Genomic DNA, 12,182 nt, shown 5'->3' on the forward strand with positions numbered 1-12,182 from the left:
CTCCTATTTATTCACTTACTTTTACTAAAGATGCACGAATAACGCGATCTTTTAATTTATATCCTTTTTGTAACTCTTCAACAATCATATTTGATTTAAAGTTATCATCTTTTACAGTCATTACTGCTTGATGGAAGTTGGGATCAAACTCTTCATCTTTGGTTTTTATCACTTCAACCCCCTGTGATTCTAAAACCTGCATTAACTGATTATAAATCATTTCATATCCTTTTAAGAAATTCTTTATTTCTTTACTAGGATTTTCAACTGCTAATGATCTTTCAAAATTATCTACTACTGGTAGTAATTGTTCAATAAAAGACTGCATCATAAATTTCATTGTATTAGCATGTTCATTTTGTAATCTTCGTTTAAGATTCTCCATGTCTGCAAATACTTTATAATAATCAGTTTTCCAAGTATTTACTTCTTCTTCTAGAGCTCTCAACTGCTCTTCAACAGTAACTTCTTCAGTTTCTTTTTTTTCATCTTTTTGATCAACTGTCTCATCTACTGACTCTTGATCCATTACTTTTTCTTCAGCCATTACATTCACCTCTATTCATCGTTTGAATCATCCGATTCATCAAAGAAAGCCTGTTCAATATTCTTTGAAATATACTCTACTAACGAAACTACTTTTTCATAAGGCATTCTAGTTGGCCCTATTACTGAAATAGATCCTTTGGTTGTTGCTCCTGTTTTAAACGAAGCAGATATTACCGAAACATCATCAATATCATTGATTGGTGAATCAGTTCCAATTCTCACCGTTACCCCTTCTTCATCAGATAAAGGCTGTAAGGCATTCCATACTTGAGAGTTTTCAAATGCACTAACGATTCTTCTTAATTTATTTACATCGTTATATTCAGGTTGATATAACATATTCTCTTTTCCAGAAAAATAAACATTGCTTGAAGCAAATCTCACAAAAGCTTCTAGAAAAGCATTAAATAATTCCTCATGCTCTTTAATCTTAGCTGATAAGACTGGTTTAACATCACGTTCAAGCCTAAAAGCTACTCGATCAATTGGCGTTCCAACTAATAAATCATTCATAACATTAACACAGCTTACCAAATCATCAATATTATGATGACGATTTAGATCAAAGACTTTATTTTCAACATACCCTTGATTAGTAATGATAATTGCAGTAACCCGATTTTCACTTAAAGGTACAATATTAATTTGTTGTAAAGTATCTTCACTAGAATCAGGACCTAAAACTACAGAAGTTAAATGTGTTAATTCACTTAACATCTGGCAGCTTTCATGAATTATTTCATCAAGTGTTCGATGGCGATCACTAAATATTTGTGCCACCTGATTTTTTAAGCTTTCATCTAAATCTCTTTTAGCAAGATTATTAACATAGAATCGATATCCTTCTACAGAAGGGATTCTTCCAGAAGAAGTATGGGTCTTTTCTAAATAACCATATTCCTCAAGAAAACTCATCTCATTACGGATGGTTGCACTAGAATAAGGCAATTGATAATTTGTCATCAGAGCTTTAGAACCAACTGGTTCAGCTGTTTCAATAAACTCATCAACTATACATTTGAAGATTAATAATTGCCTAGCTGTAAGCATCATTTTCACCACCCTTAGCACTCTTTTACCCTTTGTGCTAAATACATTATACATCAATTATTAGCACTGTCAACACCTTTGTGCTAAAAAAGCAAAAAAAAGACAACCGAAGTTGCCTAAATCTTTTCAAACATACTGCCAGGCTGCTTACAAATTGGACAAATATAATCATCCTGCTCTAAAGCATAGTCGCAAACACTACATCTCCAGCCATGTTTACTTATATCCGCCTGATACCTAGATGCATTCTTAGGGGTACTTCCCTTTTTTATATTATGATAATTAGTATAAGTTAAAACTTCACCACCATCATCAATAACCTTACAATCTATCACATCACCAGCAAACATAATATGACTGCCTACATCAAGCATCGAAATTACTTTAACACTAAACGATGCTGCAATCCCTTTAGTAATCTGCTTAACATTTTGCTCATCAACAAAATATTCTATACCATTAAATTTATTAATATCATTGCCAGATTGAAAACCAAACCTTCTAATAACATCCATTTTAACACTATCCAATAAAACTCCAACACTATACACACAGCTATCTTCAATTAATTTAGTTGTATAATTATTTTTATTTAATGTAATACAAACTCGGGCTGGATTTGATGTTATCTGGATAAATGTATTAGCAATACATGCACTATCCTTACCATTATAATTACTTGATACTACATACAATCCATAACTTAAATAATACTTTCTTATCCATTTTATCATCTTCCTTATTAATAATGATCTTTAATGAATAAAATCTAATAATATTGTATTTAATAATTTTATTGAATCATTTGTACAACGCAAATAACCATCTTCAATAACCAGTGTTTTTAAGCTAAGATGCTTATTTATAGCACGTGGATATAAATCTAATATTTTTATTCCATAACGTTTTTCAAACATATTTAAATCAAGTCCCTTAACCAGACGTAATGACATCATTAAATGATTAAACATAGTTTCTTCTTTAGAATTACATATTTCATTCGTAATATCTTTAAACCTTAGATAAGAATTTAAATTACGGTTATGTTCTATGATCCGATCATCAATTTTACTGCTGGCCCCTAAACCAACACCGTAGTAATTATCATATTGCCAGTACGCCAGATTATGAAGTGATTCAAAATCTGGTTTAGAATAATTACTGATTTCATATTTTACAAACCCCATTTGTAGCAATCTTTCATCAATCAAATCATTAATATTAGCTTCATCTTCTTCATTTAAAGGAAGATAATTTTGATTTTTTAAAACTGTATGATCCTCTAGAATCAAAGCATAGTATGATACATGTTGAATATTTAATAATTCTATCATCTCTAGATCTTTTTTTATATCTTCAAGTGTTTGTCCAGGTAGACCATACATTAAATCAATTGAAATATTATTGAAACCTAATCGTTGAGCATAATCAATAACTCTTTTAACTTGCATACAATTATGTTTACGATTTATAGCTTTCAACAAATCATCATTAAATGTTTCAACACCAATACTTAATCTTGTAATACCACCTTTTTTTAAGATATCAAGCTTATAATAATCAAGTGTTTCTGGGTTAACTTCGATCGTTACTTCTTGAGTATCATTGCTTATATACGGTTTAATAATATCCATTAACCATTCTAACTGCTCATCATCTAAACTAGTTGGTGTCCCACCGCCAATATAGATTGTTTTTAAAGGCGATTCAATTTGTAACAAAGCTAATTCTTTTTTTAAAACCGCTAAATAATCATCTACTTGTTTTTGCTGATAAAATACTTTACAAAAATCACAATATGAACAAATATGCTGACAAAAAGGGATATGAATATATAGAGCTCTAGTTTCCATCTTCAAATCCAAATTCTTTAGCCAATCCTCCTAAAGAAGTTTCCTTATAAGCACTATTTAAATCTTTACCAGTTTGTTTCATCACCCTTACTACCGCATCAAACGATACCTTATTTTTCCTTAGATATCCTAACTGTTTGGCATACATTGCAGCATCCATAGCCCTTAAAGCCCCAAAACCATTACGTTCAATACAAGGAATTTGAACATAACCACCTACTGGATCACAAGTTAATCCTAAATTGTGTTCCAATCCCATTTCAGCAGCATATTGAATTAGGTTATTATTCAATTCTAAAATCCAACCATATGCTGCCGCTGCCATTGCACAAGCACTTCCAATTTCAGCTTGACACCCTCCATCAGCTCCAGATATCGTAGCATTAGTCTTAATAACATTACCAAATATTCCCGCTACTGCAATGGCCTTAACTATTTCTTTTCTAGGTATATTTAGCTGTTTAAAACAATAATACATCACCGCTGGCAATACACCACTAGCTCCACAAGTTGGAGCTGTTACAATTTGATGACCAGAAGCATTTTCCTCACTAACTCCATAAGCATAACTGCTAACTAAAAGCCGATCTCGCTCACCACTACGATGAGTATTTATTGCTTGTTGATAAATTGATTTGGCCACTCTTTTTAATTTCAAACGTCCAGGAATAACTCCGGTTGTTGAAAGCCCTCTTTCAACACACTTAAACATCGTATCTAAAATTTCATATAAATAAATTTTGAAATCTTCATCTTCAAACTCCAATACATAATCATATAAATTTATTCCATTTTGATCACAATATTCTAATATCTCATTTAAATTATGATGCGGGTATACTTGGTTTGGTTGTTGCAGCTTATCGTCTTCATATAATAGTGCCCCACCTCCAACTGAATAAACTGTTATTTTATCAAGTAATTTATTCTCTTGATAAACCTCAAATACCATCCCATTAGGATGCTTTGGTAAAGCATCGCTAATAAAATGAATCTCAACATTTTCTTTACCAAAAGTTTCTTCAATAATTTGGTCAGTTAAATGACCTTTTCCAGTCAAAGCCAAAGATCCATGCAAATATACTACAAAATGATCTGCATTATTATATGCTTCCTTAATCTTCATAGCTGCCCTTTGAGGACCCATAGTATGTGATGATGATGGCCCAACACCAATTTTATACAATTCTCTCAACGATTCCATAAATTCTCCTATATTCTTACCATAAATAATTCTAGACCCATTTTTTTATCTATTTTACCTGTTTTTATTTGAACATCTAATTTTGATAATTCATCTAAACACTTCAAAAGCTCATTTAAATCAAAGTCTTTGCCTTCTTGTCTGATATATTTTAAACGATAAGGGTTTACACCTAAAAACTTTCCAATTTCCTTATCATTATACCCTTTTCGATCCAATAATTTCACTTGATAAATAAGACGCATTTGTCCTGCAATCAAAACAATCAATTTAATTGGTTCTTCATTTAAAATCATTAAATCTTGATAGATTGAAAACATTTTTTGTCTATTTTTTTGAAGAATTGCACTAGTAAGTGCAAAAACATTTTCATCCAAAGGTTTACTAACTAATTTGTCAACTACATCATATGTTATATGTTTATTATATAAACATAGCTTCTCTACCTCTAAAGCAACATTATTTAAACTATCACCCAAACGACTTAATAACAATTCTAAAGCATCATCATCAATCGTAGCCTCACGACGTTTCACTGCCTGACGAGTACTATCTGATAGTTTATAGTGATTGACTTTGTCTATTTCAAAAAATTTAGCTTCTTTTCGTAATCTTTTAACTAACTTTTTTCTCTCATCAAAATCCTTACCAACATTATAAATTATAAAAAGTGTTTCCTCATTATCATTATCTAGACACTTTTCAAAAAAAACTAGCTCATTATTATCTTTCTTCATTTTTTTGGTAGTTAAAAAAATCGGATTTTTTAAGATAACCATCTTTTTATCACTAAAAAAAGGTGGTGTAATTATATCTTCATATACCGTTTCAATACTATCTTCATCACCCCGATAAACAGATAGATTCATATTTTCTTCATTACAGCCATACTCTTTTTTTAGCGACTGTAACTTCTGCTCCATTAAAAAACTTTCTTCACCATAAATTACAATTATCATCAAACATCACTCCAATTGTAACTATTATAAACTACTTTGATAATAAAGTCATGGATAAATATAATTATCATCCCCATAATAAACAATCTTTACCATTCCCATTAAATCGCTTCGATAAATTTTAACATCATAATCCTCTAACCGCTCTAATACACCTTTATTAGGATGACCATAACGATTATTCTGCCCACAGCTTATTAAAGCTATTTTAGGTCTAATAGCTTCTAAAAACTCACTGCTAGTTCCTGTTATACTTCCATGATGGGATACTTTTAAAACATCGACTTTTAAATCAGGATAATTTTCTATTAATTTATGTTCAACTCTATTAGATGCATCACCCATAAACAAATAAACTAAATTATTAATCGTTGCTTTGATAATTAGAGATTTATCATTAATATCATCTGTTCCTATTCCGCTTTTAAGCATTTCTATTTTAACATTGCCTATTTCTATTTCTTCTTGATAAGTTGTAATTGTTTGTTTTATTTCAATCTGCTCAAAAAGCGAATCATAAGCACCACAATGATCAAAATCATTATGAGAAATAAAAACATAATCTAATCTATTAATTCCTTGCGATCTTAAATATGGAACTAATGTAAGTGAGGCTATATCTTTATTTTTCAACCCACCTGTATCAATTAAGATATTCCCCTGATTAAATGGCTGTTGAACTAAAAAACAATCTCCCTGTCCTACATCAATCATTACAACTTTTCCCTCAATACTATAATATGGTTTAAAATAAAACACTAATAACAAACTAGCTAACAGCAATATTTCTCTAGTAACTTTTTGCTTGATATTTATTTTTAAAATTATTTTAAAATAAATAAAATAATAACTAAGAATAAAAAATAATGTTGGTTTAGAAAAGTTAATAAAAATAGAAAAATCACTACAAAAAGTGATAATATTATTTAAAAAATAAATAATCCAATTTACTATTGGTTTTACTATATCCCCTAATATTACATAAATCCATATCATTTGATACAACAAGCTTATTAAGGGACCTAAGATAATTCCTAAAAATAATGATAAAATATTAATTCGATATTGAATCGTTAATATTATAGGAAAACTCCCAAAGTATACTAATAAATTAAAATACTGATTTCTATTTAACAGTAAAATAATAAAATAAATAAAATAAGAAAAAATAAATGATAAGCTAAAAATAACATACGGATTTATTAATAACATTAATACCGTTACAATCGATAAACAATCCAATTTATTTAAATATCTTTTAAACAAAACCGATAACAGCATAATTAAATACGATCTAATAAACGAAATATTAAATGGAATTATATAAATATATATACCAATTATAATTATTACAAAATAATCAATAAATTTATCTGGTAAAATAAATCTTAATACCTTTTTTAATAAATTATTTAAAATATGAATATGTAAACCAGAAAGAGCAAATAGATGAACTATTGAAAGATCTGTTAACTGTTGATAATAATCTTCGATCATTTCATCTTTTATTCCTAAAATAAACATTGAAGCATAGCTATCAACAAGATCATTATCTGCTATTCTTTTTTGTAATTTTTTAAATAAACTTTGAGTAGAATTAACATCTAATAATCGTTTGATCTTGGCATTATTAGTAATCCCTTGGCTATATAAATAATTACGGTAATTAAAGGCATTATCATTAGTTGGCTGCATAATATCAAAGTATGTTACTTCCATTTTTAAACTATCACCAATTTGATATCCAGTAAATTCTCCATACACTTTGACCTTTGTTTGGCCTGTTTTAATCACTATACTATTTTGATCTAAAGCCGCTATTTTACCTTTAATGATGGGATCATTAATTGGCGTAGGCCAATTAACAAATAAAGAAAAGAGAATTGTGAAAATAAAAATACTAATAAAACTTATCAAATTCATTCGATAAATTATAAAAGCCCCATAAGCTATTAAAAATACAAAAAAAATTGGATGCACCAATATGCTAATAATCAATAACAAACAACTTATACCATAATAAATGAAACAATTTCTTATAAACATAATAATCCTCTAATTCTTAAATATGTCTTTTGACCAATCCCTGATATTTTAGTAATATCTTCAATCGTACAAAATGGTGTTTTTTGACGATATTCGATTATTTTATCAGCAGTTTTAGGTCCAATTCCCTTTATCATCATCAATTGCTCTTTTGTTGCCTTATTTAGAGAAATTAAATTATCTCCTTCAGGAATAAAAAAAACTGTTCTTGCAGGTAGAACAGTTTTATTATCAAAGCCATATATATTCTTAATATCTAACTTTTTAAAAACAGCTTCAATAGTTGGAGCTTTATCAAAAGTAAGAGTCTGATTATATTTACCTTCAACAATAATCTTAATTTGAGGATCACTTGTAATTTGTTTTACTTCACTTTCAGGTAAGCTCAAAGAATAAATTGTAGATACAATCATTAATAATAATAATCCTATAACCTCATGCTTTTTCATTACATTACCTCACAAAAAAAGACTAGATAACTAGTCCTCCATTTGAATATCTAAATGTTTGTATGCTTCAAAAGTAGCAACTCTTCCTCTTGGTGTTCTTTTGATTAATCCGATTTGTAATAAATATGGTTCATATCCATCCTCTAATGTTTGAGGTTCTTCACCAATTGAAGCAGCTAGTGACTCTAACCCTACCGGTCCTCCTTTAAAACGATGAATAATTCCTAATAAATACTTATGATCAACATCATCTAAACCTAATTGATCAACTTTTAAACGATCAAGCGCTTCAATCGTTCTTTCTTTTGTAATAATATCTTCACCATTGAATTGAGCAAAATCACGAACCCTTCTGAATAATCTATTAGCAATTCGTGGAGTTCCTCTAGAACGCATGGCTAATGCTGTTTTTGCATCATCATCCATCGGCATTTGATAAACTCGACTAGTTCGATCAATTATCGTTTTTAAATCTGTTTCATCATAATATTCTAATTTAGAAACAATTCCAAAGCGATCACGTAATGGTGCAGACAGATCTCCCGCCCGTGTAGTAGCACCTACTAAAGTAAAAGGAGGCAGATCTATTCGCACTGACCTAGTTGAAGCTTCTTTACCAATTACAACATCAACACAAAAATCTTCCATAGCAGGATATAATATTTCCTCAACAACTTTATTTAAACGATGTATTTCATCAATAAATAATACATCTCCCGGTTCCAAAGCTGTTAGTATAGCAACTAAATCACCTGTCTTTTCAATACTTGGCCCAGTCGTAATCTTAATATTTGTTCCCATTTCATTAGCAATGATCATTGACATTGTTGTTTTTCCTAAACCTGGTGGTCCATATAACAAAACATGATCAAGTGATTCATCTCGTAACTTTGCTGCACCAACAAAAACTTTTAAATTTTCTTTTAAATTTGTCTGTCCAACATATTCATCAAACGATGAAGGCCTTAAGCTGCTTTCATCATCTTCACATATATTAGCATCAAGAATTTCATTTCTGCTCATATGCTACCTCCTTATTTCACTAATAAGCTAAGTGCTCTTTTTACATATCCATTAGTATCCAGCTTTTCATTTAATAAAACTGCCAAAACTTTATCTACCTCGGCTTTCTTATATCCTAATGCTATAAGCACCTCTGATGCTTCATCTAGATCATTATTGTTTATAATTGTAGTAGTCGTATTTTTAAATTTTCCTTGGAGATCTAATATAATCTGTTGAGCTGCTTTTGGTCCAATACCTGGTATTTTTTTCAAATAAGCTACATTACCTGTTTCAATTGCACTAATAATGCTCAACACATCACCAGTAGCTAAAATCCCAATCGCTGTTTTACACCCAATCCCTTTAACTAAGATCAATTTTAAAAACATTTCTTTTTCTTCACTATTTTTAAATCCATATAGAAGTAAACCATCTTCTTTAACATATTGATACAAATAAACCTTAACCTCTTTACCCTTAATAAATTCATAAGGATTACTTACATAAACCAAATATCCAATACCATTATTTTCAATTACAATATGATCAATATTAATCTCTACGACCTTTCCAATTATATAACTATACATGCCAGACTCCTTTACCCTAATATTATACTACAGATTTTTTATTTTCTAATCTCAACTTTATATCAAAAGTTTCTCATCAATTATAGCATTGAACATCAAAAATTCCAACTCAAATAAAATCGAGATAATAAAAAGTATAATAACATATCAAATTTAATTATATCTCAAATAAATCAGCTAAAAAATCGTATCATTTTACATGATACGATAATATAACAATATACAATCAACTAATTTCAGTCTGTAAACACCTTGCTGTAAGCGTATTAGAACTATTGACCATCTCTGTCGGTGTACCTTGAAACACTATTTTTCCGCCATTTTTACCACCCTCAGGACCCATATCTATAATCCAGTCAGCCTGTTTAATTACATCAAGATTATGTTCAATTATAATTACAGTATTTCCTTTATCTACTAATTTATTAAACAATTCCATTAATTTAGTTATATCTGAAGGATGTAGTCCTGTCGTTGGCTCATCCAAAATATATATTTTACCTTTTTTATTTAATGCCTGTGCTAATTTAATTCTTTGAATTTCTCCACCTGATAAAGTATTTAAAGATTGTCCTAAAGTCATATAAGATAAACCAACATCTACTAATTGTTTAAGTTTATTACTGATTTTTATATTTTCAAAAAAAATAACTGCCTCTTCAACTGTCATAGACAATACATCTAATATACTTTTATTATGATATCGTAGTGATAAAGCAAAGTCATTATAACGACTGCCATTACATGCCTCACAAGTTGATACTACCGGTGACATATGTACTAGTTCAGTAACGATAACACCCTTCCCCTTACATTCAGGACATGCACCCTTACTATTAAAACTCAAGTAACTTTTATCAATATTATTTGCCTTAGCAAATAAATTTCTAATCTCATCAAATATTCCTAAAAAAGTTACTGGTGTAGAACGACTCGATGTAAATATTGGCTTTTGATCAACGATTATTACCTCATCAGCATACTTTTTAGCAAACACCTTAGAAATCAACGTACTTTTGCCAGAACCCGCTACACCTGTTATTACATTGAGAATTCTTGCAGGAATCCGCACACTAACGTCTTGAAGATTATTCATCTTAGCATGTTCTATCATAAAGTAATCCGATACAGTTCGAACATTCTTTTTAATTGGAATTATTTTTTTAAGTGCCATCGCAGTTGGTGTCTTCACTTCAAGAAGCTTTTCATAGTTACCTTGAAATACGATCTGTCCCCCTTTTTTCCCCGCATACATTCCAACATCAATTATTTCATCTGCAATTTTAATTACATCTTTATCATGTTCAACTACTATAACTGTATTTCCACGTTCTTTTAAGTCAATAATCAATTGGTTAATTCTTTTTACATCATGAGTATGCATTCCCGTACTTGGTTCATCAAATATATATAACATATCTGTCAGACTGCTTCCCATGTATCGAACTAATTTTAATCGTTGTGCTTCTCCTCCCGATAAAGAATCAGTAGGACGATTTAAATTCAAATATGGCAACCCAATTTTAATCATCCTTGTTATCCCCGCTTTTAAAGACTCTAATAATGAAGTAACCGATCTATTTTCAATTTTATTGATTATAGCAAGCAATTCCGTTAATTCTAATTCACACATATCAGCAATTGAATAACCAGCGATTCGACATTCTAATACCTTTGTATTTAACCTTTTTCCATTACAATATGAACATGGTTTAAACTTAGTATATTTTTTAGCTTTAGCTTTCATCGTCTTACTCATAGCACTCATATCACGCTTTAAATAAATATGCTGATACTTATTTATTAGTCCCACCACTTTAGGATTTTCCAATTCACCATTTTTTGTTTTTGAACCATATAATAAAAGATTTAATTCTTCATCATTATAATCTTTTACCGGCTTATCTAAATCAAACAATTTAGATTCTGCTATTTGGCGCCAGTACCAGCTACCTGGAGTATACGCAGAATCCATAATACAGCCATCATTTAAAGATTTATTAAAATCAATAACAGCCTCTATATCTATTGTCATAATTTGCCCTAATCCCGAACATTCCGGACACATTCCTTTAGGGTCATTAAAAGAGAAATACGAAGCACTTCCAATCTGCGGCTTTCCAATACGTGAAAATAAGACTCGTAAATCTGTATAAAGGTCACTGATTGTACCAACTGTTGACCGGATATTACCGCCTAATGAAGATTGATCAATGACAACTGCAGGTGATAAATTTTCAATCTTTTGTAGATTAGGTTTTGCATATTGTGGTAGTTTTCCTTTAATGAACGCTGGAAAGGTTTCATTTAACTGACGACTTGACTCTGTGGCAATCGTATCAAAAACAATACTTGATTTTCCTGAACCAGATACCCCTGTAAAAATAACTATTTTATGCTTAGGAATATCTAAATCAATATTTCTTAAATTATTTTGGATTAATCCTCTTATTTTTATCTTATCCATTGAGTACCCC

At 29.9% G+C, this 12,182-nt stretch carries 11 protein-coding genes; all 11 read right to left on the reverse strand.

The features are described from left to right. Positions 1–7: 7 nt before the first annotated feature. The 11 genes from grpE to ACLR9T_RS04705 all read right to left on the reverse strand — a co-directional run bounded on the left by grpE (position 8) and on the right by ACLR9T_RS04705 (position 12,172). Positions 8–547, reverse strand: a complete 540-nt coding sequence (grpE, locus tag ACLR9T_RS04655) for a nucleotide exchange factor GrpE (protein WP_413108371.1) — start codon at positions 545–547, stop codon at positions 8–10. Positions 548–558: 11 nt separating this feature from the next. Further along, entirely contained in the window at positions 559–1,599 is a 1,041-nt protein-coding gene (hrcA, locus tag ACLR9T_RS04660; RefSeq protein ID WP_413108372.1) for a heat-inducible transcriptional repressor HrcA, read from the reverse strand. Between the two features lie 116 nt (positions 1,600–1,715). Then, entirely contained in the window at positions 1,716–2,333 is a 618-nt protein-coding gene (locus ACLR9T_RS04665; protein ID WP_413108373.1) for a flavin reductase, read from the reverse strand. A gap of 21 nt (positions 2,334–2,354) precedes the next feature. Continuing rightward, the gene (gene hemW, locus ACLR9T_RS04670; RefSeq protein ID WP_413108374.1) at positions 2,355–3,452 is read right to left on the reverse strand and encodes a radical SAM family heme chaperone HemW; all 1,098 of its coding nucleotides are present in this window, start codon (positions 3,450–3,452) and stop codon (positions 2,355–2,357) included. After that, entirely contained in the window at positions 3,442–4,656 is a 1,215-nt protein-coding gene (locus ACLR9T_RS04675; protein ID WP_413108375.1) for an L-serine ammonia-lyase, iron-sulfur-dependent, subunit alpha, read from the reverse strand. Before ACLR9T_RS04675 ends, hemW begins: the two co-directional genes overlap by 11 nt. Positions 4,657–4,664: 8 nt before the next feature. After that, complete coding sequence (gene holA, locus ACLR9T_RS04680) at positions 4,665–5,615, reverse strand: DNA polymerase III subunit delta (protein ID WP_413108376.1); 951 nt, start codon at positions 5,613–5,615, stop codon at positions 4,665–4,667. Between the two features lie 48 nt (positions 5,616–5,663). Beyond that, on the reverse strand, positions 5,664–7,538 hold the full coding sequence (locus ACLR9T_RS04685) for a DNA internalization-related competence protein ComEC/Rec2 (protein ID WP_413108377.1): 1,875 nt from the start codon (positions 7,536–7,538) through the stop codon (positions 5,664–5,666). A 113-nt stretch (positions 7,539–7,651) separates the two neighbouring features. After that, positions 7,652–8,110, reverse strand: a complete 459-nt coding sequence (locus ACLR9T_RS04690; RefSeq protein WP_413108378.1) for a ComEA family DNA-binding protein — start codon at positions 8,108–8,110, stop codon at positions 7,652–7,654. A 30-nt stretch (positions 8,111–8,140) separates the two neighbouring features. Further along, a complete protein-coding gene (gene ruvB, locus ACLR9T_RS04695; RefSeq protein ID WP_413108379.1) occupies positions 8,141–9,133 on the reverse strand; it encodes a Holliday junction branch migration DNA helicase RuvB in 993 nt (330 codons plus the stop codon). Between the two features lie 11 nt (positions 9,134–9,144). After that, positions 9,145–9,705: a Holliday junction branch migration protein RuvA gene (gene ruvA / locus ACLR9T_RS04700; RefSeq protein ID WP_413108380.1), complete on the reverse strand. Its 561-nt coding sequence runs from the start codon at positions 9,703–9,705 to the stop codon at positions 9,145–9,147. Positions 9,706–9,931: 226 nt separating this feature from the next. After that, on the reverse strand, positions 9,932–12,172 hold the full coding sequence (locus tag ACLR9T_RS04705; protein WP_413108381.1) for an ATP-binding cassette domain-containing protein: 2,241 nt from the start codon (positions 12,170–12,172) through the stop codon (positions 9,932–9,934). Positions 12,173–12,182 lie beyond the last annotated feature (10 nt).

Origin of the sequence: Thomasclavelia sp., assembly GCF_047249845.1 — a bacterium.
Taxonomy (GTDB): Bacteria; Bacillota_I; Bacilli_A; order Erysipelotrichales; family Coprobacillaceae; genus Thomasclavelia.

Coding starts and splice junctions, on each gene's coding strand:
- ACLR9T_RS04690 (WP_413108378.1), bottom strand. CDS start 8,110: ATGAAAAAGCATGAGGTTATAGGATTATTATTATTAATGATTGTATCT.
- ACLR9T_RS04665 (WP_413108373.1), bottom strand. CDS start 2,333: ATGATAAAATGGATAAGAAAGTATTATTTAAGTTATGGATTGTATGTA.
- holA (WP_413108376.1), bottom strand. CDS start 5,615: ATGATAATTGTAATTTATGGTGAAGAAAGTTTTTTAATGGAGCAGAAG.
- ruvB (WP_413108379.1), bottom strand. CDS start 9,133: ATGAGCAGAAATGAAATTCTTGATGCTAATATATGTGAAGATGATGAA.
- hrcA (WP_413108372.1), bottom strand. CDS start 1,599: ATGCTTACAGCTAGGCAATTATTAATCTTCAAATGTATAGTTGATGAG.
- grpE (WP_413108371.1), bottom strand. CDS start 547: ATGGCTGAAGAAAAAGTAATGGATCAAGAGTCAGTAGATGAGACAGTT.
- hemW (WP_413108374.1), bottom strand. CDS start 3,452: ATGGAAACTAGAGCTCTATATATTCATATCCCTTTTTGTCAGCATATT.
- ACLR9T_RS04705 (WP_413108381.1), bottom strand. CDS start 12,172: ATGGATAAGATAAAAATAAGAGGATTAATCCAAAATAATTTAAGAAAT.
- ACLR9T_RS04685 (WP_413108377.1), bottom strand. CDS start 7,538: ATGAATTTGATAAGTTTTATTAGTATTTTTATTTTCACAATTCTCTTT.
- ruvA (WP_413108380.1), bottom strand. CDS start 9,705: ATGTATAGTTATATAATTGGAAAGGTCGTAGAGATTAATATTGATCAT.
- ACLR9T_RS04675 (WP_413108375.1), bottom strand. CDS start 4,656: ATGGAATCGTTGAGAGAATTGTATAAAATTGGTGTTGGGCCATCATCA.